This is a genomic window from Bacillus sp. FJAT-14266, assembly GCF_001719225.1.
Taxonomy (GTDB): domain Bacteria; phylum Bacillota; class Bacilli; order Bacillales; family Bacillaceae; genus Bacillus; species Bacillus subtilis.
On record NZ_CP017072.1, the window covers coordinates 2,945,397 to 2,970,323 of the forward strand.

The 24,927-nt window shown below is 45.5% G+C and carries 32 protein-coding genes and 1 pseudogene; 2 read left to right on the top strand and 31 right to left on the bottom strand.

From position 1 onward, the window contains the following. Positions 1-13: 13 nt before the first annotated feature. From BGM23_RS22205 to BGM23_RS15310, 30 genes and pseudogenes are all read right to left on the bottom strand, one after another. A pseudogene (locus BGM23_RS22205) lies at positions 14-277 on the bottom strand (terminase); the annotation flags it as partial. 2 nt (positions 278-279) lie between these two features. Beyond that, a complete protein-coding gene (locus BGM23_RS15165; RefSeq protein ID WP_015715738.1) occupies positions 280-552 on the bottom strand; it encodes a hypothetical protein in 273 nt (90 codons plus the stop codon). After that, the gene (locus BGM23_RS15170) at positions 549-1,127 is read right to left on the bottom strand and encodes a YmfQ family protein (protein ID WP_015483131.1); all 579 of its coding nucleotides are present in this window, start codon (positions 1,125-1,127) and stop codon (positions 549-551) included. Before BGM23_RS15170 ends, BGM23_RS15165 begins: the two co-directional genes overlap by 4 nt. Continuing rightward, on the bottom strand, positions 1,111-2,157 hold the full coding sequence (locus BGM23_RS15175; RefSeq protein WP_015715737.1) for a baseplate J/gp47 family protein: 1,047 nt from the start codon (positions 2,155-2,157) through the stop codon (positions 1,111-1,113). The genes BGM23_RS15170 and BGM23_RS15175 overlap by 17 nt, the downstream gene beginning before the upstream one ends. After that, the gene (locus BGM23_RS15180) at positions 2,150-2,575 is read right to left on the bottom strand and encodes a DUF2634 domain-containing protein (RefSeq protein ID WP_015715736.1); all 426 of its coding nucleotides are present in this window, start codon (positions 2,573-2,575) and stop codon (positions 2,150-2,152) included. Before BGM23_RS15180 ends, BGM23_RS15175 begins: the two co-directional genes overlap by 8 nt. Positions 2,576-2,632: 57 nt before the next feature. Next, positions 2,633-2,899 (bottom strand): DUF2577 family protein, encoded by a 267-nt coding sequence (locus tag BGM23_RS15185; RefSeq protein WP_015715735.1) that lies wholly within the window; start codon positions 2,897-2,899, stop codon positions 2,633-2,635. Further along, complete coding sequence (locus tag BGM23_RS15190) at positions 2,899-3,876, bottom strand: phage-like element PBSX protein XkdQ (protein ID WP_003245730.1); 978 nt, start codon at positions 3,874-3,876, stop codon at positions 2,899-2,901. The genes BGM23_RS15185 and BGM23_RS15190 overlap by 1 nt, the downstream gene beginning before the upstream one ends. 15 nt (positions 3,877-3,891) lie before the next feature. Beyond that, on the bottom strand, positions 3,892-4,551 hold the full coding sequence (locus BGM23_RS15195; protein WP_029727048.1) for a LysM peptidoglycan-binding domain-containing protein: 660 nt from the start codon (positions 4,549-4,551) through the stop codon (positions 3,892-3,894). After that, the gene (locus BGM23_RS15200; protein WP_442855614.1) at positions 4,544-8,812 is read right to left on the bottom strand and encodes a transglycosylase SLT domain-containing protein; all 4,269 of its coding nucleotides are present in this window, start codon (positions 8,810-8,812) and stop codon (positions 4,544-4,546) included. Before BGM23_RS15200 ends, BGM23_RS15195 begins: the two co-directional genes overlap by 8 nt. Before the next feature lie 813 nt (positions 8,813-9,625). After that, complete coding sequence (locus tag BGM23_RS15205; RefSeq protein ID WP_072692631.1) at positions 9,626-9,766, bottom strand: hypothetical protein; 141 nt, start codon at positions 9,764-9,766, stop codon at positions 9,626-9,628. A 41-nt stretch (positions 9,767-9,807) separates the two neighbouring features. Continuing rightward, positions 9,808-10,254: a phage tail assembly chaperone gene (locus BGM23_RS15210; RefSeq protein ID WP_015715734.1), complete on the bottom strand. Its 447-nt coding sequence runs from the start codon at positions 10,252-10,254 to the stop codon at positions 9,808-9,810. Positions 10,255-10,344: 90 nt separating this feature from the next. Beyond that, positions 10,345-10,788 carry a phage tail tube protein gene (locus BGM23_RS15215; protein ID WP_003232677.1) on the bottom strand — a complete coding sequence of 148 codons (444 nt, stop codon included), beginning with the start codon at positions 10,786-10,788 and terminating at the stop codon, positions 10,345-10,347. A 1-nt stretch (position 10,789) separates the two neighbouring features. After that, on the bottom strand, positions 10,790-12,190 hold the full coding sequence (locus tag BGM23_RS15220; protein WP_003245369.1) for a phage tail sheath family protein: 1,401 nt from the start codon (positions 12,188-12,190) through the stop codon (positions 10,790-10,792). Further along, on the bottom strand, positions 12,187-12,405 hold the full coding sequence (locus BGM23_RS15225; RefSeq protein WP_003232679.1) for a YqzN/YkzM domain-containing protein: 219 nt from the start codon (positions 12,403-12,405) through the stop codon (positions 12,187-12,189). Before BGM23_RS15225 ends, BGM23_RS15220 begins: the two co-directional genes overlap by 4 nt. A gap of 3 nt (positions 12,406-12,408) precedes the next feature. Then, complete coding sequence (locus BGM23_RS15230; RefSeq protein WP_029726235.1) at positions 12,409-12,849, bottom strand: phage tail terminator family protein; 441 nt, start codon at positions 12,847-12,849, stop codon at positions 12,409-12,411. 12 nt (positions 12,850-12,861) lie between these two features. Then, positions 12,862-13,347, bottom strand: coding sequence for an HK97 gp10 family phage protein (locus BGM23_RS15235; RefSeq protein WP_003245226.1), 486 nt, complete (start codon positions 13,345-13,347; stop codon positions 12,862-12,864). Further along, positions 13,344-13,700: a YqbH/XkdH family protein gene (locus BGM23_RS15240; protein ID WP_009967053.1), complete on the bottom strand. Its 357-nt coding sequence runs from the start codon at positions 13,698-13,700 to the stop codon at positions 13,344-13,346. Before BGM23_RS15240 ends, BGM23_RS15235 begins: the two co-directional genes overlap by 4 nt. Further along, complete coding sequence (gene yqbG, locus BGM23_RS15245; RefSeq protein ID WP_014479552.1) at positions 13,697-14,080, bottom strand: protein YqbG; 384 nt, start codon at positions 14,078-14,080, stop codon at positions 13,697-13,699. The genes BGM23_RS15240 and yqbG overlap by 4 nt, the downstream gene beginning before the upstream one ends. 21 nt (positions 14,081-14,101) lie before the next feature. Further along, entirely contained in the window at positions 14,102-15,037 is a 936-nt protein-coding gene (locus BGM23_RS15250) for a phage major capsid protein (RefSeq protein ID WP_003232690.1), read from the bottom strand. A gap of 25 nt (positions 15,038-15,062) precedes the next feature. Beyond that, positions 15,063-15,890 carry an XkdF-like putative serine protease domain-containing protein gene (locus BGM23_RS15255; protein WP_003245836.1) on the bottom strand — a complete coding sequence of 276 codons (828 nt, stop codon included), beginning with the start codon at positions 15,888-15,890 and terminating at the stop codon, positions 15,063-15,065. Between the two features lie 19 nt (positions 15,891-15,909). Next, complete coding sequence (locus tag BGM23_RS15260; RefSeq protein WP_003245427.1) at positions 15,910-17,397, bottom strand: phage portal protein; 1,488 nt, start codon at positions 17,395-17,397, stop codon at positions 15,910-15,912. Positions 17,398-17,400: 3 nt separating this feature from the next. After that, entirely contained in the window at positions 17,401-18,702 is a 1,302-nt protein-coding gene (locus BGM23_RS15265; RefSeq protein ID WP_003245584.1) for a PBSX family phage terminase large subunit, read from the bottom strand. After that, positions 18,699-19,496, bottom strand: coding sequence for a phage terminase small subunit (gene xtmA, locus BGM23_RS15270; RefSeq protein ID WP_003244697.1), 798 nt, complete (start codon positions 19,494-19,496; stop codon positions 18,699-18,701). Before xtmA ends, BGM23_RS15265 begins: the two co-directional genes overlap by 4 nt. 115 nt (positions 19,497-19,611) lie before the next feature. Then, complete coding sequence (locus BGM23_RS15275) at positions 19,612-20,121, bottom strand: sigma-70 family RNA polymerase sigma factor (protein WP_003245797.1); 510 nt, start codon at positions 20,119-20,121, stop codon at positions 19,612-19,614. Positions 20,122-20,236: 115 nt separating this feature from the next. After that, entirely contained in the window at positions 20,237-20,443 is a 207-nt protein-coding gene (xtrA, locus tag BGM23_RS15280; protein WP_003244900.1) for a phage-like element PBSX protein XtrA, read from the bottom strand. Next, positions 20,440-20,790 carry a phage-like element PBSX protein XkdD gene (gene xkdD / locus BGM23_RS15285; protein ID WP_003245290.1) on the bottom strand — a complete coding sequence of 117 codons (351 nt, stop codon included), beginning with the start codon at positions 20,788-20,790 and terminating at the stop codon, positions 20,440-20,442. The genes xtrA and xkdD overlap by 4 nt, the downstream gene beginning before the upstream one ends. Before the next feature lie 84 nt (positions 20,791-20,874). Then, the gene (locus BGM23_RS15295; protein WP_003245588.1) at positions 20,875-21,042 is read right to left on the bottom strand and encodes a hypothetical protein; all 168 of its coding nucleotides are present in this window, start codon (positions 21,040-21,042) and stop codon (positions 20,875-20,877) included. Then, positions 21,042-21,842 (bottom strand): ATP-binding protein, encoded by an 801-nt coding sequence (locus tag BGM23_RS15300; RefSeq protein ID WP_010886492.1) that lies wholly within the window; start codon positions 21,840-21,842, stop codon positions 21,042-21,044. The genes BGM23_RS15295 and BGM23_RS15300 overlap by 1 nt, the downstream gene beginning before the upstream one ends. Beyond that, positions 21,742-22,578 (bottom strand): phage-like element PBSX protein XkdB, encoded by an 837-nt coding sequence (locus tag BGM23_RS15305; protein ID WP_003245799.1) that lies wholly within the window; start codon positions 22,576-22,578, stop codon positions 21,742-21,744. Before BGM23_RS15305 ends, BGM23_RS15300 begins: the two co-directional genes overlap by 101 nt. Continuing rightward, positions 22,565-22,744 carry a hypothetical protein gene (locus tag BGM23_RS15310; RefSeq protein ID WP_003232712.1) on the bottom strand — a complete coding sequence of 60 codons (180 nt, stop codon included), beginning with the start codon at positions 22,742-22,744 and terminating at the stop codon, positions 22,565-22,567. Before BGM23_RS15310 ends, BGM23_RS15305 begins: the two co-directional genes overlap by 14 nt. A 177-nt stretch (positions 22,745-22,921) precedes the next feature. On the opposite strand from BGM23_RS15310, the gene xre reads away from it, so the two are divergent. Beyond that, positions 22,922-23,263 carry an HTH-type transcriptional regulator Xre gene (gene xre / locus BGM23_RS15315; protein ID WP_003232719.1) on the top strand — a complete coding sequence of 114 codons (342 nt, stop codon included), beginning with the start codon at positions 22,922-22,924 and terminating at the stop codon, positions 23,261-23,263. Between the two features lie 162 nt (positions 23,264-23,425). Next, positions 23,426-24,022, top strand: a complete 597-nt coding sequence (locus BGM23_RS15320) for an ImmA/IrrE family metallo-endopeptidase (protein WP_003232721.1) — start codon at positions 23,426-23,428, stop codon at positions 24,020-24,022. Between the two features lie 43 nt (positions 24,023-24,065). Here BGM23_RS15320 and BGM23_RS15325 read toward each other — a convergent pair whose 3' ends face one another. Next, entirely contained in the window at positions 24,066-24,902 is an 837-nt protein-coding gene (locus BGM23_RS15325; protein ID WP_003245071.1) for a manganese catalase, read from the bottom strand. Between the last annotated feature and the right edge of the window lie 25 nt (positions 24,903-24,927).

Below are 24,927 nucleotides of genomic sequence, written 5' to 3' on the forward strand. Positions count from 1 at the left end.
ATAACTGACCCCCATTCCATTTCTCTCGCTCTTCCTCTGTAACATGCCGCACCTGATCTTGCTCATGCTTGTCAAAATCCTTCTTCGCCGCCTGCTGCACATTATCCACATTCCCCAGCCCGATTTGCGCCTTTGTTGTGTTGTGGGGGTTGTTCATGTCGTTTTTGTGGGCGGCCAGGTCTGTGTGGGCGTCTTTTATGCCTTTTTCCCAGCGGTTGACGTCATCTTCGTTGATGGGATCATCCGGAAGCCAGTCTGTTTTTTCTTCGTATGCCATGTTTACACCACCTCAAAGGTAAATCTGAAATCGAGTGTTCTGTTTTCGCTGACGTCCAGGTCAGTCTTTCTCTCTGTAATGATGTTGCCCAGCTCGTCAAAAATTTGTACCGTTTCGATATGCTTGATGTCTTCCTCACGTTTTGTCAGAACGGTGACGGTCGCACCGTCAATGGCGAGCTCTACTATTTCTGTTTTTTGGCCGTTGAGCAGCACGTGATCGATTCTGCTTTTTAGATCAGCCGCTGTGCGTTCTCTGTATATGGTTGAGATCAAGTTAAAACCACCTCATTGTTGTTAAGAGTGACAGAATAACCGACCTTGAGCTCACTGGCTGTTCGGTATCTGCGGTGATTCAGGATGACTGTATCTTTGATTTGCAGCGTCTCATTCAATCCGCCTCTGAGCGTATACGCCAAATGAGCGGGTTTCATGTTTTCTATCGCTTCGATCAGCTCATTCATGTGCTGGAGGTCATCAACATTGATATCGACGTTAAAGCGGTATTCACCGGGAAGCAGACGGACCTGTGCAGACGGGTTTTTCAAGAAACGGTTTACCGCCTGCTCAATGGCCCTATATGTGATGGGCGGGATGTTCGACATTTTGGAAATGAGCCTCAATCGTCTGATCTCATCAGTGTCACCTGATTCCCGCGGTACGTTTAAAATCTTTTCCCAGCGGCTGAGCCCCCATGTCGCCGTCGGTACGAATAACTGATCCGTCAGATCAAATATGCTGTCATTTTGTTTATCAAACTCAGGCGCTTCCGCTTTCAGCAGCTCGGCCATTTCTTTAAGGCTGGTGAGAAACGGCGGCAGATACGCTGTCATGTCATCTTGTTTGCTCAATGATCTTCACCTGCCCAAGCTTAGGAATTTCCACGTCGCTCAGCACCAGATTTTCAGACGTGCCGTTGATTTGAATATTGGAGTAGTCACTGACTGATGATGAATTATAGACGATATTGTTAATTTGAGACAGGCGGATAACGTTATCTTCAAACGCCATTTTCTTAAAGAGATTTAAAACGCCTTCCTCAATTTCTGACTTCACTTCATCAATTGAGTGATTGATCTCAGGCAGCACTTCGGCAGAAATCTCAACTTCTTTCCAGACCGCGCTCTCCACTGTGACAACGGCTCCGATTGGCGCCTGTCCCTCTCCCTGTCCTGGTTCAGGGTCGATATAATCTTTCACTTTTTGAATTAAAATAGGAGAAGCGGGCTCAAGATTCGCATTGGTGACGACAATTTTGACAGTGCCTTCACCGTTCCAAAGCGGGAAGATCTTTGCCTTTCCCACACCGTCCACTTCCTCAGCCCACTCTTTATAATGCATTTTATTGGCACTGACGGCCTCACGCCGAACCCTTGTAAAATACCGTTCTCGCAAGCTGTCATCTCCCTCTTCCTCGCGCCCCGGAATCAGGATTTCTTTGACTATGGCCGTTTCTAAACCGGGAATGGTATCCAATGACAGTAAATTGCGTCCGGTCAGATTGGCGTTTCCCGCTTCACCAGGTGTTTCACAGATGAGCGTCCCATCTGCCGTATATTGAAAATAAAGATTATCCACGTAAAAGCGGGAGCCGACAGGAATAGTAACTCCAGATGTAAACTCTCCCGCTCTGACCGCCTTTGTCGCGGCTGTCCGTTCAATTCCCGCTTCCGCTGCACGCCTGTCTAAAAATTCGCCTTGTGCGGTATCAGAAAAAACTAGCTCAAGCACAGTATCCAGCCATATATAAGACTTCGCAAGCTCGGCCGCCGCTGGGGCTAACGCATTATAAATGACGCTGCCTTCTCTTGTGTCAATATCTGCGGAAATGCTGTTCAGCATACGCTCCATAATCGCTTCAAAAGTCTGATCTTCAAACATCTTCGCCAATCACCTCCTCAATCTCAAGCGTTCCTTCATCCGTCTCCACCACGAAGGACACATGAAAAGCGTCGCCTTGTTTTTCAATCTCAAAATCTGTTACAGCCGATATCCGGTCATCATAAACCAGCGCCTCTTCTATCAGCCTCGGGATCTCCATCTTTTTATACGCCTCAGTCGTCTCATGATCTGTCAGCACGTCCTGAAGCTCGTTTCCGACATTATGGCTGTATATGGAATATGCATAGCGTTCTGTCTGTAAGGCGATATACACGAACTGCCTGATCGCTTCAAGCCCGGTAATCAGCTCATTCGTAATTCTTCCGTTTTCAAAATCTATTTTGTACGTTTGCGAGGTTTCAATGACTTCGCTCTCATCTTCAATATCTTCAAACTCCACTTCTGGTGTCAGGGCCATGATGCCCACTCCTTTTACATGCTAAATAAAAACCCCTTCGTACTGAAGCGGTTTTGTCTATACTTTATCTAAAATAAAAAACGATTGCCCGCCAGTCAGAGCCGCGGTCATGAGGCGATCCCCCGGCTCGAGTGCATCGTCTCCTCCGGACTGCATTCGTTTTGGGATAATGATGGCGTCTTCCGGTATGATCAGTTTGCTGTTTTCTTTTAATTTGATTTCCACAGGAGAAACCGAAACGACTTCAGCCGGGAGCAGTTCTACCGGAGACTTAGCGTCAACTGCGCCGACTGCCAAATGTTTTATAGCCTCACTTAATCTCATCAGGAAACTCCTTCCGGCATCGTATTCTTTTCGACAACATCGATCGTCATCGTATGTTTCGTTCCTTTAAATTCATGCCGGTCCGTATCTACCCAATAGGTTTTCTTGATGCCGGCCTCCGGAATCGAAATATAGACAGGCAAGCCGCTCTGCACTTCTGGAATGCCCACTGCCTGAATATTTTTCAGTTCTTTTTTCACGCCCTTTTTTTCAGCAAGACGTACATCTGCCCGCTGCTGAAGCTGTGCCTGGTTGATGTCATCTGTGACCGTTTCCGTATATTGAAGCACACCGTATTTATTTAAGCCTGAACTGTCCTTGGCAGAGGCTTTATATGTCTTATTGTCCTTTTGCCGGCGAAGCACCACCCGAGTAGCAGTGTCGTTTATAGAAGTGCTGTATTGGTAGCCTGTGATATTGACGCCCGTTTCAAGCACCCATACCTCTGACGGATCTGGCCAAGCGCGCAGACCGAGCTTTCCTTTTTCCGAATACAGCTGGTAATGTCGTCCTGTCTGGCTTTTCGTCTGTTTCAGCGCTTTTAATATGATGTCATACAATGTCGTATCATTTTTAATGACAAGACTTTTGATCGTATGGCCTGTGTTTGCGATCGAGGTTGTCGGTATCTGGAAGTCACTCGCAATCCTTCTGATGATCTGGTCGGCCCGCTGATTGGAAAACACGTACATATCCTGGTTTTTCACCAGGTACTGAAGCATGTCATAAGCGCTGAAGGCAAGCGTATGCTCGTCCGGGGTTCTTGCAAAAACAATGCCCCGAAACAGCTCTTTTCCCTTCCATTTAAACAAGACCGTATCTCCTTCTGAGACACTGTAATACGTCTGGTCGCCCTGCTTGGTGACGATGGTCGCTTCAATGGAACGCGGCGCCTGATAACGATGGCCTTCAAGCGATACGCTTTCTGCAACCAGCTCAAGCCACTCTGTGTCTTTAATGACGAACAGTTCTATCATCATACATCACCTGTTTCATTGCGGTATCTTTAATTTTTGGCCGGGAAAAATCCAGTGGCCCGGCTGCCTGATGTTCCGTTTGCTTCGTTTGATCATTGCTGTTTTATTGGCGTTCCAAATTTTGCGCCATTGGGTGCTGTTCCCGTAAAATCTGCCTGCAATGTCCCATAGCGTGTCTCCCTTTTTGACTGTGTATGTCTTCGGCGCAGCCTTCGACGGACGTTTTGCCTTTGTTTTTTTCTTCTGCTTGATTTTCCGCGGGGAAGCGGTTTTGTATTCTTTTAATACAATATCAAAATCCCGATCTCCTATTTCATTGTCTCCCTCACTATATTTAAGGCTTTCAATACTGCATGTCATATTGATTTTTGTTCCCGTAATTAAAAATTGAACAGGCTTTTTTGCCTTCATCCATTTTTCAATTTTCGCAATGACATTTTCCGGAGACGGGAGATTTTGATATTCAGCTATCGGCGTATACTTTTTTGGAAAAAAAGAAGAAAATGAAATTTCTTTTGCTCCGGGTTCTTCAATAAACGTTAGTTCACCCAATCCCGTTATCTTTACTGAGTCATTTTGTACACTATTCGCTATATCAATCGCTTCAGGAAGAACAGGGAATCGCAGCTTTTCTTTCCCCTGTGATATCCAAAATTCATAGATAGACTTAGTCAAAAGCCACGACCCCCTTTGTTCCGGTGTTAATGTCATTTTGTAATTCATCAAGTAATGCCTGCTTGATTTTCGCAACCAGGCCATCAGCATCCTGTCCATTATGGAAATGCTGATCGCCGTTAAACTCAATCTTTATTTCTTTCGTTCCGGCTGTTTGTATCGTTTGCCGTGTACCGGATGTAACTGCTGAAACTTGTCCTGAAGAAAGCTCAGACTGCTGGGATTGAGACGGATCTGTCACTTCCATTCCCAGAGCTTGCGCAGCTCTCTGAAGGAGGTAGCGGCCGCGGATGCCCCGCTCCTCTGGAATGATCCATTCCCGTTTGTTTCCCTCACCGACACGTGCAATCTGCTCTTTGGTAATAAGTCCGCCGTTAGCATAACCAACATACGGTCCACCGTGTCTCATGCTTTTAATACCAGGTACATTGTCAATAGAGCCGTATCTGCTTTTGATGTAGCCAATCGCGGCAGCAGCGTTATGAATCGGATTTCTAATGTTACCCATGCCTGGCGCTTTATGTGCGTTAAAAGTGGTTGGTACTGTCTGCATGAGCCCTTGGGATGGATTGCCTGCCTTCGCGTTACTATCCCACAGGTTAATGGCGTTAGGGTTGCCTCCTGATTCAAACTTAGCAATTGTCATCAATCCCGGAAGCCAGCTTAATGGTGTTTTTGTGGCCATCATTGCTGCCATAAGCCACTGTTTAACATTTCCGCCTACTGCGCCCATTCCGGAATAAGCAGCTGCCAGTGAACCTGCTTGTTTTTCTGCGTATTTTTTCACATCGACAGAATCCAGTCCTTTTACAACACCGACAGAGGCAAAACGCCCCAAGCTCATCATGACACGAGAAGGTGAATGGATATCTAACTCTTCACGGAAAGCCTGTTCCACTCTCTTGGCCATATCCTTTGCTGCTTGTTTTACTTCACTGGATTTAGAATTCATGCCTGTCACAAAGTTTCCAATCAAACCGGAGCCCCAGCTGTTCGATGTGTCTTTTGAACGCAGGAACGGTTTGTCAACATGTGTACTCACATACTGTGCAGTCCCTGTTTGGGTTGAATTTTGTCCTTGCGCAAAGCCTTTGACCGTTCCTGTGCCCCATGAAGACGATTTGCTCACAGTGGCTTGGAACGGCGTTTTAACTTTTGATTGCAAAAAGCCGTCCGTTCCGGTTGCTGTACCGTTTTGGCCCTTGGCATACCCGCTTACCATTTGTTTACCGTAATTTGGTGAAGCAGAAATCATTTGTGTAAATGGCGTATTGATGTTTTTCTTTTTCCAGTCTTCCATTTTGACCGGCTGATCGCTGATGCCTTTACCAAAGCCTTCTGAAAATTGCTGTCCGAGTGTGGACGCTTGGCCTGTAAGATTTGCAGTGTTCATTACTGGGGAGGCTGTGCCTGATAGAGGACTGACAGCTGCTCCTCCTGAAACAGATGCTGGACTTCCGCCAGAAGACGAAGCTGCGCCCATGTCGTCTACAACTTGCATACCCAGCTTAGACGCCGCTTGTGAAAGAAGCATCTTCCCCCGGCCTCGGTTGTTATCAACCGGGATAACGAATTCCTTGCCGGCTTCACCGATCCACGAGATGGTTGGTTTGGTGATGTAGCCGCCTGTGGCATTTTTATCCGGATCCTTACCTTTATTCGGATCACCACCGCCGGTTACAAAATTAATTACTTTACTAGCTACGCCGCCAGCTTTATCCCAGATTTGCTTCACCCAGCCGAACGCTTTAGAAAAAGCATCTGAAATTGCTTCTCCCACCTTTGTAAGAGGTTCTTGAATATTCTTTTTAAACCAGCCGCTCAGGCCTTTCCAAATGTTCTTAACGGTGTCTATCGCTTTTTTGAAAGCATCTGAGATTCCCTTACCTACATCTGAGACTGTATTTTTAACCGGGTTCCAAACTGTATCCATGAACCATCCCGATACTGTACTGAAAACACTCTTAATCTTATTCCAAGCACCGGTCATTTTATCCCAGATTGTAGTTGCCGCTCCTATTACAGCAGATTTGACTGGCCCCCACACATTACTCATAAACCATGAAGCAACTGTACTGAACACATTTTTAATTGTCGTCCATGCATTTACGATTTTAGACCATATTGCTGTTGCTACACCCACAACTGCTGATGAAACCGGCGTCCAGACATTGTCCATAAACCATGTTGCCACCGTGCTGAATATCGTTTGAATCGTTGTCCATGCATTTACGATGTTGGACCATATGCTTGTTGCTACACCCACAACTGCGGTTGACACTGGCGTCCAGACATTATCCATAAACCATGTTGATACAGTTCCCCAAGTATCCTGAATGGCTGACCAGGCATTTTGCGCACCCTCTGTGATGCTGTTCCATGTATCCTCTAGAGCGCCGGCATCAATTGCCTTCCCTAAACTTTCACCGCCGAAAGTACCGGCAATTCCTCCTACAACACCGCCAATAGCCGTCCCGACTCCCGGCACAACGCTTCCAATAGCCGCTCCTGCAGCGGCTCCTGCTAAACCTCCGCCGGCTGAACCTACTTTTTCACCAGCATTATCCTTATTGATACCGGCTAAGTCAGTAAGGGACAGTATTTCGCCTAATCCCGGTATTCCTTTTGCCGCTCCTTTTAAGCCCTTCAGTCCGCCTTTTAAGCCTTTTGATTCACCCAATGTTTTCAGAAGGCCTGAAAAACCTTTGCCTGATGCTCCTTTAGCAGATTTAGGTGTATTCACAGGATTTGTTTTATTCCCTTTTGTTGATGAACCGTTTCTATTTTTCACTTTTTTGCTTTTGCCTGTACTGATTCCGGCACAGCAGCAACCACAAGCCCCGCCCCATTTGCCGCCTGACTTTTTCGATTTTGAACCTGAAGATTTTTGGTTCATAGAAGGTTTTTTAGTGCGGTTTGAATTGTTAGAAGTTGAGTTCTTTGTATTGGCTTTTGAAGCTTTTTGTTTGCTTTTGCTTCCGCTGGATTTGCCGCCAAGCAACCCGCCAATATCCAGATTCCCCAGCTTCTCAGCAATGCCTTTTATAATTTTTTCAAAAAACTCTCCCACTTTTTCAATAATTTTATCAGGGCTGAATTTCTCGAATTTCTTGGCGATTTTTGAAACAATGTTATCAACAAACTTTTCTGCTTTATTAGCGATTTTATCCGGGTTCAGGAAATTAAATTTCTCTGAAATTTTGTCAACAATATTTGTTACAAAGTCTTCCGCTTTAGTAATAATGGCGTCTGGACTGAATTTGCTGGCGACATCATCTACTTTTTTCATAAAGGAATCTGTAAACTTGTCAAGCTCGTTAAAAATGGTTTCCGGGCTGAATTTACTTACGACATCGTCCACTTTTTTCATGAAGGAATCTGTAAACTTGTCAAGCTCATTAAAGATTGTTTCCGGGCTGAATTTACTTACGATATCATCCACTTTTTTCATGAAGGAATCTGTAAACTTATCAAGCTGCTTAAAAATCGCTTCTGGACTGAATTTGCTTGCGATATCATCCACTTTTTTCATAAAGGAATCTGTAAACTTGTCAAGCTGCTTAAAAATCGCTTCTGGACTGAATTTACTTGCGATTGCATCCACTTTTTTCATAAAGGAATCTGTAAACTTGTCAAGCTGCTTAAAAATCGTTTCTGGACTGAATTTACTTGCGATTGCATCCACTTTACTCATGAACGATGTTGTGAATTTATCCAGCTGCGACAAAATCGTTTCTGGACTGAATTTCGTCGCAATTGCGTCCACTTTACTCATGAACGATGTTGTGAATTTATCCAGCTGCGACAAAATTGTCTCTGGACTAAACTTTGTGGCGACTTCATCCACCTTATTCATGAACGATGTCGTAAATTTATCCAGCTGTGACAAAATCGTCTCTGGACTGAACTTTGTTGCGATTGCGTCCACTTTACTCATGAACGATGTTGTGAATTTATCCAGCTGCGACAAAATCGTTTCTGGACTGAATTTCGTCGCAATTGCGTCCACTTTACTCATGAACGATGTTGTAAACTTATCCAGCTGTGCCAGAATCGTTTCTGGACTGAACTTCGTTGCAATTGCGTCCACTTTACTCATGAACGATGTTGTAAACTTATCCAGCTGTGCCAGAATCGTTTCTGGACTGAACTTCGTTGCAATTGCGTCCACTTTATTCATGAACGATGTTGTGAATTTATCCAGCTGCGACAAAATTGTCTCTGGACTAAACTTTGTGGCGACTTCATCCACCTTATTCATGAACGATGTCGTAAATTTATCCAGCTCTGTTAAGATTGTTTCCGGGCTGAACTTTGTAGCGATTTCATCCACCTTTTCCATGAATGAAGCAGCAAATTTGTCCAGTGCTGTCAAAATCGTTTCTGGATCAAACATGCTCGCAATATCTCCTGTACCTCCTGCTGAAGGCGCTCCTTTTTCGGAGGGACCTGAACTTCCCATGCTGTCAATTCTTTTCTGCAATGAATCCAGCTTATTTGACACCTTGTCATTAATAGCGAGCTCAAGTTTGTTGTCTTTTCCTGTTAAGGCATTAATACCAGCAGAAATACGACCGACTGTTTTCATGACGTGATCAATCACGCGTATCGTAACAGAGTAACCATTTTTAAGTGCAGTTTCCATATAGCGCTGTATTTTTTGCACAGCCGGCAACACTTGATCTTCTGCACTCAGCATAATCGTAAAGCCTTTAAAACCTGCCACGAGCTCTCTTAATCGTTCAAACTTTTCGGTTGCTTGGTCACTAGCATCTATTTTAATAGATACAGATGACGGCAATCCCTGCAATTGAACATTAACCTGCTGAATGACACTGCTGGCTTTATCCTCAGTTGAAATGGAGATCATTTGGGCGCCAAGCTTTTTCTTTAATGATTTTTGTATGCGATCAATTGTCCTTAATACAGTTTTGCTTTCTTTTCGTACATCAATAGCGCTTTTTCGCTGCACCATTTTTCTATATTTTTCAAGTGCTCTAAACCCATTCTGAATCTTTCTTAACTTTTTACTTACACGGTCTTCCATTTCAAACCTTGCTGTCAGCTTTGCCAATTACGATGCCCCTCCTTTCTTTGCTTGTTTTTCAAGGAGATCGAGCTTATATCCAATCAGTCCATACAACAGCGCCTTGAAGTTTCGAGGCGCTTCATACAGTTCTAATAAATCTGATGGAGAATAATGAAGCTCGTGCATCGCATAGTAGAGATACACGGCTTCTTTATGCCCATCCTTGATTAGTTTTTTGCTTCTTCTTCCAGATCCTCTAATTCATCTTCAAATCCATTAATCTCAATCGCTTTGTTTAACCAGTTCGCATACTCGCCTCCAACTGAGAGCACGCGTTTCGCAACTTCTACCGGGTCAGCCGTTTTGTAAGCTTCTCGAAGCTCTTTTGAACGGAAGTCCGGATAAACGGTTGATTCAACTGCGATTCGGGCATAAAAGCGTTGGCTGTCTAAATCTTTTACACGGCCTCTGCCTTTGACATTTTTATACGTTGTTGTTTCTTTCTCCAATTCATCAATGCGCTCCGTCGTGATCGCTTTAAAAATAAATGGCACGATGTTCCCTTTTTTATCAACAAAACGCTTTGAGATCGGCACTTTGATTTCCTCAGCTTCAATTGTTTTTCCCGGCATAAAAAAGGAAAGATCATATACGTTTTCGTTCTTCTCGCTCATGTAAAAAACTCCCTTGTCTATTGTTTGGTTTCATCTTTAAAAAACAGACCTTTCTGAGAAAGGTCTACGTATGGGCTGATTCAGCTTTGATTAAAACGTGTCAGATAGCTTTTCAGGGACGTCGAAGTCTTCGAATGTAAATGGAACTTCTTCCTCTAACGCTTCTGAATCGACATCAAGGCTTGCGATTTTGGCAGAGTCAAAGTTGACGTCGTACAGCGTAACTCGCTCTGTGCCCCGGCCTGAGGATTGATCATCCAGCACAGCTTGGAGCGTGAAATAAGGGTCGCTGCCTTTTTTGACATAGTCCATCATCAATAGCACGAATTTTGATGTGACTTTGTAGAACGTTGCGGTCCCTGTTCCATTTGCCCCTGTTGTTTTATGGCCTGTCATGCGGCGGCCCATAATGTTGACTTCGGATTTGTTTTTCTCAACGTTTGCTTCAAATGTTTTGATGTGCGCCATTTCCTCACCATCGAGAAATAAGCGGCCTTCTTTTCCTGAGATTGTGTTTTGTGCTTTTAATGCCATATTAGTTTACCTCCACATTAAAGTAGAATTTTTCTGCTGCGTCGACAGGCTGTACAGCCAGGTCAATCAAGAAGCCGTCACGATCTTCATTCATTGAAATTGTGATATCTTCATCGGAATCAAAGCCAGTGATGCCGCCTGCGTCCTGAAGCGTTGTCATGTATTGTGTGATCATCGTTTTTACATACTGCAGTCCGTCTTCAGATGCCGGGATATCGCTTCCGCTGCCTTTTCTTGATTTAATTAAGGCTTTCAGCTCGCGTGTTAAATCATTATTCACAGCATCCAGGACACGAACGATTTTGTTCTTCGCAAATTTCTTGTTTTTCTCAGCTGTGAACGTCACGAGTGAGTTAATGTCCTTTTCTACGCTGACGGATTTATCACGGGCGTCGAATGTGAATAAAAATTCACCTTTACCCAGACGTTCAACAATCGTATCGTGGTCAAGGCGGTGTAACACATCAACTGCGCCTTCGTACTCTACAAATGTAAGTGATTGGTTAAAGGTTGCTCCTGCACTCGCTCCAGCTACCCAAGCTGTTGCTTTGTCGGGTGTAACTTCCGTGCCATCTTCAAGCAGCACACCCTCTGTTACGTTGATGATGCCTTCATAATCACCGGCATAATTGGCTGTGACGCCTTGCACTTTTTGTCCTTGGCCGTCGCGCAGGCGTTTAATGAAAGCAGCAAACGTCGCTTTCAACTGGTCACCTTCTGCAACAGGCAGCGCAATCACATCAAAGCTCTCCGTTTCAGCCGCGGCTAAGAAATCTGTATAGTCGGAGTTGACAGGGGCTTTATCCGTACCGCCAGATAAACGGATTCCCGCGGATGCATTCAGCGTCTCAGCTGCAGTGTCTCCTTCTGATCCAGTGAGAGGAATCGTTGAAGAAAGATCGCCTGTTCCGGTAAAAGTGACATAGCCGTTAGCTGTTAATTCTTCAGCCTTTTTGACAGTCTGTTTATCAACCTCTGATTCGTCCATATATGTTGTCACATCGAAAGAATTAGCATCCAGCACATTTTGATTGATGCGGATGATAATGTCATTTCCTTTTGTTCCGCCATATACTGCAGTTGCTTTGACGCCTTCAGCAATATCAGCAGACGCTCGGACACCTTCGGTTAGACGGTACATCAATACCGTTTTCGCATTTTTCTTCGCTTCACGCAGCAGCAATAAAGACGGGTCATCAATGCTGAGGCCCACTTTTTTGTTTAGGTCTTCAACGCTGGAAATGGAGACGAACGTTTTCGCTTCGCCCCAGCTTGATGCGACCGGAAGTGCGACTGTTCCCCGTTCACTGAGTGATACCCGCTCCTGTGCCGTCGTTTTAAAGTTAAAATAAATACCTGCACGTTCTTTTTCTTTGCCTGTTGTAAATGTTCCGCCATTCATGATGACATGACCTCCTTGGTTAGAAATGTTTGAATCAATTGGTTGGCTTCTGATTTCGTCATACGTGGTTGATCCACGCCAAATAAAGCCCCCTGAAGAATATCCGGCTTAACGCCGAACAGTTCCTTCGCGTGCTTAATCAAATCCGCTGTATCAAATAGAGCTTCCCGGCTCTTTGTATGTACAGCCTTCTTCTGTTGTTTGTCCTTTGACACCGTTTATTTCACCCCGCTGTTCATGTCGATATCCTGTAAGACAGGCTGTTCTGTTTTGTGATAATAATATCGGCTGCTCCACCTGATCACCATGGCCGCCTCGCCCCTGTCTCCTACCCTTGTCTCGATTTGGGAGATGCGAACCGTATCCCCCGTCTTCTCGCCGGATTCACTCAGCAGCGGAATCATATTTCTCGCTTCTCTGATGGCATCCGCGAGTCTGTCCGCTTCATCCAGCGCCTGAACGGAGTCCAGATGAAACAGTTTTACATTGAGACTGTAGGTTTTTTTAAATGTGGAGACCGTATCTGTTTCCTCGAAAACAGATGGTGGCGGGACATATAACGACGGCACCTGAAAGTGATCAGGAAGCTCGCGTTCATAAATGGGAACAGACCACCGGCTGTACAAAAACGCCATGATCGATCCTGTTTCACTGTTCATCCTGCTCCTCCTTTACAGCTTCTTCAGCCACTGGCGCAGTTTGCTTTCCAACGATTTTTCAAACAGCTGTTCATATAAAAGCAGTGCATGATCCCAGTAGCCCGTTCCCGGTATCCATTTTCTCTTGAGCGCCATTCCCGTTGAAGCCGCTGGATCATAAATAAACCGTGAGCCTTGAAAACGCCCCGGCACCCATCTCACATCTTGTTTTGACGTCCAATGGCCGTCATTAAGAAATGAGGCGTAATCAAGCTGTGTCCCCACCTCAAGCGAAAGCCCGCCGCTTTGCACAATCCAGAGATTGTCCTCTGCGCCTTTCTCAAAGGAACTGAGCAGTTTTTCTGTATCAATCGTTTGTGTGCTGATGAGTTCAGATTGGACGATCTCCAGAAAATCTTGCCCGCACTCCTCAAGCCACCGGGACGCCTGTCTGGAAAAACCGCCTGAAGCCGCTTCTTTTAATGCCGTGTTCAGCTGTTTCAATCCCGCTATTTTCATAGGCTTTCATCCCTGACTGCGACGACCTCCCAATGATGATGTCTGATCCTTTTCGGCAGCTTTAGTATATATTTATGATTCTCCCAAATGATTTTATCGTTCACGCGGATGTCCGCTGACAACGGAAAATGGACGAGAAAGCTATGATATACAGTTTGATCCGGCTCCTCCTGAATCAGCTGCTGTGTTTTTTCGGTAAAATAACAAGGGACATCTTGTTCATCGGGTGTATCCGGATATGAAATCACCGGCTGCAGCCTGTCTGCCGGAATCCCAAATCGGCCTGCAGACGGCGCTTGCGCTGCTTCATGATAAATGTCGCAGCGATGAATGAGCATCTGCCTGTAGCTCATAAAGACCTCACCTTCAGTCTGGAGGATTCAGGGGCGTAGCCCGGCGTGATAAACTCCTCGAGCAAATGATATACCTCTGGCCGCTGAATGCCGCCTTCTCCGGAAACCGTGTAGGAATAATCCCCCATTTTCTCAGACTGATAGCTTGATGAGGCAGATTCATCGCTGTTGACAAGCGCAAAATACTGGGCAAGCTTTACTAAAGCCAACTTCACCTTGCCGGGCAGCGGATCATACAAGCTGTCTTCAAAGCGGTGGCCCGTGATGAGAGCCGCTTCTGCTTCCGCCTCGATGATATCCTGCGCCAGCAGCTCTTCCGGCCTGTTTTTCACCCGATCATAGACCGAATAGGAGGCTACGTCAGTCGGTTCAATGAGCATGAGCTGACCACCTCGTTTCTATTATTCTTTTACGTTAATTAATTTTGCGCAGGCATCCTCTTCCTCGAACTTGCTGTCCAGCTTGGCCGTTAAGACAATAATGAATTTACGGGAGCGGATGTCTTTGTCGACTTCAATTCGGATATTGCGGGAGAAGCCGAGAATGATATTTTTCGGATGTGTGAGAATGATATCAGAAGCGTCATATTGCGCGTCTCCCTCACCGACTGTGTACGGCTGAATATTGGATACTCCTTTGACCGGTACGCCGAATGCTGTTGACAAGCCGCCCTGAACAGCCTGGTCCCCAAGGTTTGTCTGGCGGTCTGCCACGCGGTCCTTCCATTCAACTTCTAAGCCATGAGACGTATAGAATCTAAATTCCTGAGGGATGCGCAAATATTTTGGCGGAACTGCCTTTAAGCCTTTCTTGAATGTCGCTCTGGACAGTTCTTCACCGTTCATGTCAACGATATGGGAAACTGCCTGTTTGCGGATGCCGTCCAGCTGTGCCAGATACGGATCAGCTGATGCTGTATCGCCGTTAACGATCAGCTCTTCAATATCAACTGCTGCGCGCTCTGCTAAAATTTGCATGATTGTCTGCTGCAGGCCGTCTTTTTCAATATTGTTTTCAAGTGTGTCATACGTAATGTTGATTTCCGCAATGACTTCCTTCGTGTTCAGCTGGACAGTGCTTGTCGTTGGAACTGTCAGCTCGTCGTTTGACAGTGCTTTTCCTTCTTGCGCAGCCCGCAGAATACGCTGGCCGAAGCCGATTTTTTCAAATTTTTGCGAATCGTTTTCCATTTGAATCACGCGGGATTCACTGAAAATGGTCGGCGTGTTTTGCACCATGCGGATAAAAGCCGATGCTTGCGCAGGGTTCATAAGCCCGCCGCTTTTTAAAGCAGAAAGCGACATTTCCGCTTTCCGAATGATCTCTTGATTTCTCAATTGATTTCCTCCTCCTTGACTGGTTTTACAGCAGTCCGCTCCAGATTGATTTTTTGACTTGCTCTGTATTGCCGCCCGTATCGTCCGCTGTCTGCTTAGACGCGCCTCGCGCTTTTTCCAAAGCCTCGATGCGTTCGATCAGCGGGGCAAGCATGTCTTCAACGAGCTTTTTCAGACGCTCGTCATCACCCGTCTGCTCCGGCTTTTCCTCCGTGTCTGTGTTTTTTTCAATCCGCTCAAGCCGTTTGAGCAGAGGGTAAAGCGCATGCTCGAATGATTCTTTCATGTCTTCTTTTCTCATTTCTTCAGTCTCCTTCCCTGTTTTGTCAGCAAGCATTTGCTTGAATACACTAAAGAACCCTGCTTTTTCGACCGGTTCTTCTTCATACACATCTGCAGTGCCAGCCATGCTGTAGCCGGTGATAATTCCAGCCTTAATCTGTTCCCACACCTCGTCAGACGCTCTTGTCACGAGTACCCATGAGCCCTTTGTAATCCGCTTTGATCCGATCATAAAATCATCGGGCGCCACATAGGACTCGACCACGACGCCGGTTCCGCCCTCAAAGCTGTGATTGATATCAATCTCCCGTGCCTCCGCGAGAAAACCGTGCGCCGCTTTTTCAATTTCCTCGGCGGTCATAAAATCGCCGTGGGCATCAGGAACATCAGGCTCATACACGATTCCGTACACGAGCTTTTGTTCATCCTGCTCACTTTTTGTAAACAGCCGAACCTTTTTTTCAAATGACGGAGGTTCGGCTGACTTCGTAAAGAAAAATTCTGTCTGGTTAGCCGCCTTGTCCACATAACTGACAAAGCTGATTTTGGCATTTCTTAATTCTCGCGCCACCTGCTTGATTCACCTCCCTTCAGGACGTTTTGATATCTTCGATGCTTTCTTTCAGCTCCTGCATGAGCGCAGCCAGGTTTGTCTTTTCCGCATCCTGTCCTGCAGGCCGTTTATAAATGTCCTCCGGCCACTCCTCAAGTGTTTTGCCAAGCACCCGTCCGGCAAGGTCGCGTAAATCATTCGGCGAGACTGCTCCGGCTGTAATAAAAGGACCGAGCACCTTCGCAATCTCAAGCGGATCACGAAAGTCCGGTCCTTTTAATGTCAGCCTGACGTCATGGATATTCAGCTCCGGCAAAAGCAGCGTGTTCAGTTTATTCACGAGAGTTTTTCGCTCCGGCTGAAAAACCTGCTCCTCCGTAATTTTTCTAGCAGTATCCGCTGTCGCCCGGTTGTATTCCTGGGCCTCGCCTGTATACAGCGGGGGGAGACGGAACGCGGAACGCAGCTTATTTCTGCTTTTTTCATCGTATTCAAGAAACAAGGCGTCGTTTTGGAGAATTTCAGCCAAAGATTTGATTTCCACGGAAACCGGCGTAATATCCTCGCCTCCGTGGAGATCCTTTTCTTTTGCGATTCCTTCCGCTTCGATCAGGAGAAATTTATGGGCGTTCTCCACGCCTTCAAGATCATTCATGTATTCCTGCAGCTCCCGGTAAGAAGCTTCAGACAGCATCCCGTTTTCCACTGTAATCGCAGCGGGGACGTGACGCCCCTGCTTAAAATACATAAAATTGAGCTCTTCTGCTTTTCGGGCCCCGTATAAATTGACAATATTGCCGATCCAGCGGGGTACACCGTATACGCCGCTTCCGATTTTGAGGTGAATGGCTTCATTTGCTTGATACTTCTCTGCCAATGTGTTTACATATTCACCTGTGCGAATATCCATTTTTCGCGGATCGCCGTATTCTTTAAAAAATACTTTCTTTCCATTGATCATCTGCACATATTTTCGGAAGCGTTTTTGCCTTTTGATCCTTTTCATTTTCCCGTTTTCTTCATATACAAATGAAACCTCTACAGGCTCGCCTGCTCCGCATACACGCATATATTTCACATCTAAATATTCGATGCCGGCAGGTTTTCCCGCCCCGTCGCGAAGCACTTCCATAAATCCGTTGCCTGTTTTTTCTCTGTCTTCGATGGCATAGCCTAAAATCATTTCAGCTGATTCATCAAAGTGAAGACATTTATAAAAGGCTTCGAGTCTGGCCCAGTCTTTTTCCGCTCTTTTCTTTTTTGCCTGATCGACATCACTTGCGTTGACATCAAATGTGTACTCAACATCGAATCCAAAGCCTGTAATATTCACTCTGTACGCATCAATGCATTGCTGAAGAATGGTCGAGTATTCGGCAATGGTTTTGAGCTCGATGATATTATAGGGCGGAGCAATAATGTCCTCTCCGTACAGCTCAGAAAAGTCATCTTCATAGATTTGCTTTGTCTGAGGAGCCGCGGCATTGGCTTTAAATACAGTTGCTCTGACTGTTTGGTTGTGCATGATTTATGACCTCCTCCTTTCTCGGTTCGGCCGCATTCGTTTGTGTGCTGTCTCTTTCATATCAGCAACCTCATAATCATCAAGCGCATACCAAATGGCAGAAAGCGTATGCGGGTCAATCGTGAATTCATCCTCAATCAGAGCTCCGTTTTTATCTTTGGCATACGTAAGTGTCTCGAGCTCATAGATGACATTTTCACAGCGGTCCGAACAGAAGATTTTTTTGAACCGTTTTACCTTTTTGGTATATTGAAGCCTGGAGCCGGGAAACTTTCTGGCTCCAACCATCCGAAAGCCCTGCTGGCGGAAATATTGAATGCTTTTCGGCTCAGCCGAGTCGGCTTTGATCAATTCCTGTGTCTCAATAAACTCACGCAGCTCCTCAGCCGTCCTATCATCTGTCATTTTATTTTGATAATACTCCCAATAAATGTAGAGGTATTTTTTTTCAGGATCTACAGCAAGCCGGACGACGGCATTATAGGATTCCTCGAATCCAAAATCCATACCTGTACGAAAGATTGGTTTGCTGATGGCTGCGATACATTTTTTCACTTGATCATGCGGGAGTACCTCGAACTGCGGCAGCACCCTGATCCCGTTGACGCCGAATCGTCCTTTTCGGGCAATCCGGTACAGGTCGGGATCATACTCTTTGAGTCCGTCAAGCTGTTTCACATAGCTTTCCGGGAGAAAAAGATTGTCGTTAGCGGTGGAATGATGGTAATACGTATCTCCCTTTACAATCGTCCGCTTTTCGTAAAGTTCGCTGTCATCCAGCACAAACCGTTTCTTGCGTTCATCCCGAAAAAAATGCCTATACGTCCAATTGGAGGTGCCGACGGGATTGGTGGTACAGATCATATGAAGCTTTAGCTCAGGATGGCGAAGACGTCCGATTAACTCCTTGAACCCCTCATACTTCACCTCTGAGCACTCTTCAATCCATATTAATGAAATGTTATGAACCGATTTTAATTTTGCCGGATTGTCCATTCCTTTGAACATGATCCGGCTGCCATTGTGAAATCGCAGCTGCAGCGGGGAAGAAAGAGATGCCACGGCCTTTGTGAGACCGAGCTCTTCGATCACCTCTTGAAACAAGGCGAAGGTCGAATCCCGATGGGTATCGAACACCTCCCGGATCACAAGGGCCGTCCGTTTTTCCTTCAGCAGCTTTAGCACGATTTTCAATGCGGTATGATAGCTTTTGGATGAGCCGTAGCCGCCGACAAGAAACTGGTACGTCTGCTCCCAATTGAACACGTAATCTTCGAAATGAGGGTTGATTTCTTTTACAATCATGACTTGCGCTCTTTTCGTTTGATCATAATTTCAATCGGCTCCTGGCTGTCATCTGTTTTCTCCGCTTTTTGTTTGGCAAGCTTCAATTTCTCATTTTCAATTTTTTGTTTAAATTGATCTGGAAACAAATCAAAATATAAGGATAGCTTCTCAAGCGCCTTCATTTTATCTGCAAGCTTGATGGCAATGCCTTCTTTCCCAAGCTTTGCTTCCGTTACAATGGTGCCATCAACGAGCCCGGAGTCTTTGACATCGACAAAGCTGATTTCCTTCATAATCGGATTATCATCTTCATCAAACAGCGGACCCGATTTCCCGACAGCCTGGACCTCTTTTTTTCCAAAGGTCACATAGTCCGTAATATCCGCAAACGCGATCTTGATATAAACCTGCAGCACATCCATCGCTTCAATAAACATTTCATTGACCATTTCTTTTTTAATGCGTCTAATTTCAGCAGCGACCTTTTCGTTTTTTAAGAGTCGGCTGCCCGTCACATGAGCGCTGTCCGGAGAATAGCCCGCTTTGATTGCTGACTGTGTGGCATTGAAGCTTTTGACGTAATACAGGCAAAACAGCCGCTGGCGTTCATTTAATTCATCGTTGTTTATAGGGCGCTGTTTTTGTTCGTTTTTGGACGCAGAAAACAGCGCCTCTTTCCATTTGTCTTGTTTTTTCCAGATGCCGATTGTTTTCGCGGAAACACCGATTGTGTCCGCAATCGCCCGATTTGTGATCTTTCCTTGATGTTGTTGATAGATTGCTAATGCTTGTTCGCGCTGTTGTGTTTTCATGCTACTGCATCACCGCCACCTCCAGCATGGTTGTTTATTCATAAAAGCGGCTGATCAGCCAGCCGCTTAGTGTCATGCTCTATTCACTTATAGGTGGCAAACGTATGACAAGCTTTCAGGCAAGTGATCGATTCATTTCTTCCTGCTGTCTTTGCATCTTTAAACTCGCCCGTTTAATCGTCGTTTGCACTGTCGATTTTTTTACGCCGAGAAGATCGGCGATCCGTTCATAAGAAAAACATTCTACCTTATGCAGCAAAAACATTTCCTTTTCTCTGTCCGTTAACAGGGCTAATGCTTCTCGAATTCTATCTCTGTCTTCTTCTGATACCTGTCCGTCCGGCTCAAACATCATAGCGCTGGAAAATGATTCGATGATTCTCGGGTCCTTGATCATCAGCCGCTGGTAAACATCACGCCGGTCAATCGCCCGTCTGATGCCGGGCTGCCTTCCTTTTTCAAGCCATTCTGTTACATATTCAAGATCAGTAATCATATTTCTGATGATTTTTTTATCCTTCAGCTCTTCAGCTGAGAGCACGGATTCATCTGCCTCAGCGAGCGGTTTATATTGTATTCTTGTTTGTTTGAGCGTGCGTTTATATTCAAATAGTAAGTCTTGCATTCTATGATCCTCCTCATTTTTGGCAAATAAAAAACGGACACCAATCAACGCACAAATGCTGTGCAGTTGATCAGTGTCCGCAGGCTTTCCGTCTTGGACGTATTCTGTTTTCGCTTTAATTTAATTTGTAGCCGATTTCAAATTCCACACGAGCAAGATCGCCCTTTCTTGTTTCGACGAGCGTTTTTCCATGCTCTGGCGCTTCTGTGATCCATGCTTCTTGCTTGATGCCGTCCACAATAATGACACGGATTTTCCCGTCCTCCAGCTGGCTCTTAAGCGTGACGGAATCGATATGCAGCAGTTTTTTCGGATGAATCATGTTTTATTTCCTCCCCTTTTCGGTGCAGCGCTTGCTTCAGCTTTTTCTAATAGCTGAATGATACGCTCCTTTGAATGAATAGAATTCCCTTTCAGAAAATCAAGTGCTGCTTTAGACGCTTCCAGCAATTCAGGCGCAGCGGCCATCAAAGAGGCATTGCTTTTTTGCGAATAAGAGCTGAGGTCAAATACAGCTGCAATCAGCCGCCCGTTTGAGTACGGAAATCTTTCTTTTTCTTCTTCACTGTAAGCTGAATAAATATAGATCGGTTTCGTATCCCCGCACGGGACAGCACGCCACGGCGCAGGGCTTTTCTCTGCCTGTTTTGTCTTTGCCAACACTTTCACTTCCCGTCGTCCTTATACCATTGTTCAATGTTTTTTTCTGTTCGCTTTGCCCGAAACAGCAAAGCGATTAGAGCAGTCAGCTGTTTAATCATAGATATTCAGCCTCGCTTTTCCCGCTGTCAGCATTTGCTCCAGCTTTTGAATGACAGGCGTTAAGTCAGTGCCGGACCGGCAGTTCGGACATGGATGAAAAACAACTCCAATACCGGTATGTTCCACAATGACTTTCTTTGTTTGACAAAGCTTACACATTATCTGACGCCCTCCAATCTATGGTTAAGCTCGTAGGCTGCTCCTTTGATAATCACTAAATAGTCACTGCACATCTCATAGATTCTCGTGCCGAGCGCTTCATCGACCCGTACAAGTCCTTCAATTGTCAGCTCGCTCGAAAGCAAAATCGGTTTATGATTTAAGTAGCGATAGTTGAGTACCGAATACATTTGCTCTAATTGCCAATCTGTAGCGCGGGGTTTGCCGTTAACCGGTTTAAACAGATCATCAATGAACAGCACATCCGCCTGCTTCATCCGGTTCAGCTTCGCTTCTAATAGGGCAAAATCATTTTTCAGATCAGTAAAGCCTTCCACGAACGGAAAATAAATGACAGGCACATAGCATGTTCTCATTAATTCGTTGGCTGCGGCGGTCAAAAGGTGTGTTTTCCCTGATCCGGGCTGTCCTAAAAGGGCAATGCTGTTTTTTCGGCAATCCTTGATTTGTTCATAATCGGCAACATACTCTTTTGTACACTCAAATGCGTCTTTTATGGCCTGCGGCTTTCCCTCCGTGCGGAATTCCTTGAAGCCGAGCTGTCTGAAAGCGTGGGTAATCTCACTTGCACCCAGCAGCCGCTTCACTTTTCGTTCTGCCATGCAGCTGCACATCGTCCAGACTTCCAGGCCATTCTGCCTGACGAGATAACCTCCCTGATCCTTGCAGCGCAGGCAATCATACCTGCTTGCGTCTGATTCGGCCGGTTTGTCCGCCAGTAATGGACGTCTCCCTCTTCTCAGCTCGTCCAAAATCTGTTCGATTGTTCGTTTTGTCATGTTTTTTCATCCTCTCATGCTGAATTGCGGCATTCTTTTTGGCTTGCTGCGCGAAAAATCGATCTTCAATGAATTTCGAGCAGTAGCGAAAAGCCTTGATTGTTTCAGAAGCGGCGGTCCGCCGGTTTTCAAAAGCCTGAAAGCATTCTTCAAGCCATTTGATTGTTTGCGTGACAGGAACGCCGATGGCAACAATGCGGGCGATGGCTTGATAATCTCTTGAGGAAGGATACACGGTGCGTCCTTCTTGAGCCGACCGTAATTGTGTAAACCGCTTCGCAATGTGATCCACTGCATCATCAGCAGCAGTATATTTGTTTGTTTTATCTATATCTGTACGGTCGTTTGTGTCCGGTGTCTGCGGCGAAAATGGCCGTTCTTTTAGACTCCCGTGTACAGTATTGTCCGATCTGAAGCTGAATTTTTTTGAATGCTTGACCGAAATCATCAGTCCGTATGGCGCACGGACGGCCTTTATGTAATCATGGTTTTCGAGAAGCTCCAGCCATCTTCTGACGGTTTTTTCACTTACGCCGAAGACTGCCGCCATTTCTCTCGCTTTTAACGGCTTATGGCCGAGTACGATGCCCCAGCTTACGCCGTCTTTTTCGATTTCTTTTGTTGTTGAGCTGATAAACCAGAGAAACAGCCATAACGCCGGGCCAATTTTGTCATAATGTTCTGAATTCAACAACCCTGAATACGTCGGAAAAGGATAGCTTTTATCGTTTTTCATTGTACGCCGCTTCTCCTTTTAACATCATGTATGCTTGAAACTGTTCCTGCGTTTCAAAGTGAAACACCGGAAGGCCGCATGCGGTAAACGAAATGGTGCCGCCGGATTGTCCGAGATGGCGCTGATCTATGGGATTTTCACTAAAAACGATTTGGATCGGATACATGTGATCACTCTCCTGATCTTTTTTGATACATTTTGTATCGGATGTTACCAAGTATAAACGATACATTCTGTATCATCAAGTTATTTTTGATACTTTTTTTATCATAACTTTATTTTGATACATTTTGTATCTATAATCATAAGTAACGTAGGGAGTTTAAAAAAGAGAGGTCATAGTATGATAGGCGGCAGATTGAAGAGTCTCAGAGGGAAAAGGACACAGGAAGAAATCGCATCACACATCGGTGTGTCACGGGCACGATATTCCCACTATGAAAACGGGCGAAGCGAACCCGATTACGACACACTCCAAAAGCTGGCTGATTACTTTCAAGTAACGACTGATTACTTATTAACGGGGAAAGACAAAAAATCCGATGACGATATGTTCTCAGATCCGGACCTGCAGCTTGCATACCGCGATATGCAGGATTTTTCCCCAGAAAGCAAACAGCAGGCCATCGAATTTATCAACTATTTAAAAGAAAAAGAGAAAAACCGCAAACCGAAAAATAAATAAATCGTTCTCTGTTCTCTAAAACATATAAAAAGTAGACCGATATAAAGAAAAAAGTGTTTATTTTTTAAAGAAAAGGGAAAGATTTCTACACTACCTTCCAGTCCTATACGGGCTTTTCTTTCTCGCTAAAAACAGAACAAACGTTCGAAAGGGAGTATTCAATTGGGCGATTACTTATCACATCTGGAGGAATACGTTAAAAATTTATACGGCCGGCTGGGCATCACATCCCCTCATCACATTGACATGCTGAAAATCGCAAAGGATCTGGATATTTGGGTGCATTTTGAGGATATGGGGAGCATGATGGTGAAATACGACGGCATGTACAGTATCGTATTGAACCAAAAAAAGTCACGGGAAGAGCAATGGGAGGATTTTGGCCATGAGCTGTGCCACGTGTTAAAGCATGCAGGCAATCATTTTCAGATGAACAAGCTCTTCAGAGAGCTTCAGGAATTCCAGGCAAATCAATTTATGTACCACTTCTGTGTGCCAACCTTTATGCTGTTGCAGATGGAACTGCCGCAATGGAGAAGCCAGGCACTCGCCACAATTGCGGCGGTATTCCGGGTAACAAAGGAATTTGCTGATAAAAGGCTTGACATGTTTGAACGGCGTAAAGCAGGTATTCAATTTCAGAAGCGGCTCGCTTATTTATTATCTCACAAGCGGCCAAATGCGTACGAGGAAGGCGATCAGCAGCACTTGCAGGTCGCTGAGGAAAAAGCGTTATATCATATTGGTAAAAACATCTGATCAAATACGGGCTGAGGATATATTCCTCAGCCCAGAAGAGAACCTAACATTTCGACATTGGGGGAACTGTATTATGCAGCCACATGGGCGCCGGTTTAAGATGAGGCGCAGATGCGAACGCAATCGGAGCCGGGATATACCTGAATTCACCCCGGCCGTCAAAGGCTTCCCCATGTGCCCATCTTCCTTGTGAGCTTTCATCTCCCCTGGAAAAGTTAAACAGGTCATAGGAGACTTCCTGCTTTTCGAGCTCACGCGGAAACGTCGTCGGGACGACAATATCCCGTTCTCTTTCCTCCAGCTCTTTAATGGCCGCGTACCACATATTTTGATGATAGGTATCCCTTGCAATCAAAAATGACAGCATATCTCTTACCCCTGGATCATCGGTCATGGCATAAAGCCGTGTCACCTGAAGGCGTCCTTGGGCCTCCGCATTTAAGTTAGCGCGAAAATCGGCCAGCAGGTTTCCGCTTGAGATAATGTATTTTGCATTCCACGGATAGCCCTCACTATCTGATGCCATCGCCCCCAATCCGGACACAATCGCGTGCTGAGGGTTCATCCCTGACATGACTGCTGCAATAGCGGGATTGCTTTTATAAGCATCCTCCTGTACATCCGCGGGTGCATTGTCCAGAAGCCTGGAAATCATCGTTGCCAGCATTTCTACGTGCCCAATCTCTTCGGTCCCCACATCATATAACAAATCTTTATACTTAGCATCCGCCCTGCAGTTAAACCCTTGAAACAAATACTGCATCATGACGCTAATTTCACCGAATTGGCCGCCGAGCACCTCTTGAAGTTTTTTCGCATAAACCGGATCGGGATGAGCTGGCTTTGCTTGATATTGAAGCTCTTTTATATGATAAAACATGAATCATTCCTCCCCACACTTTCGC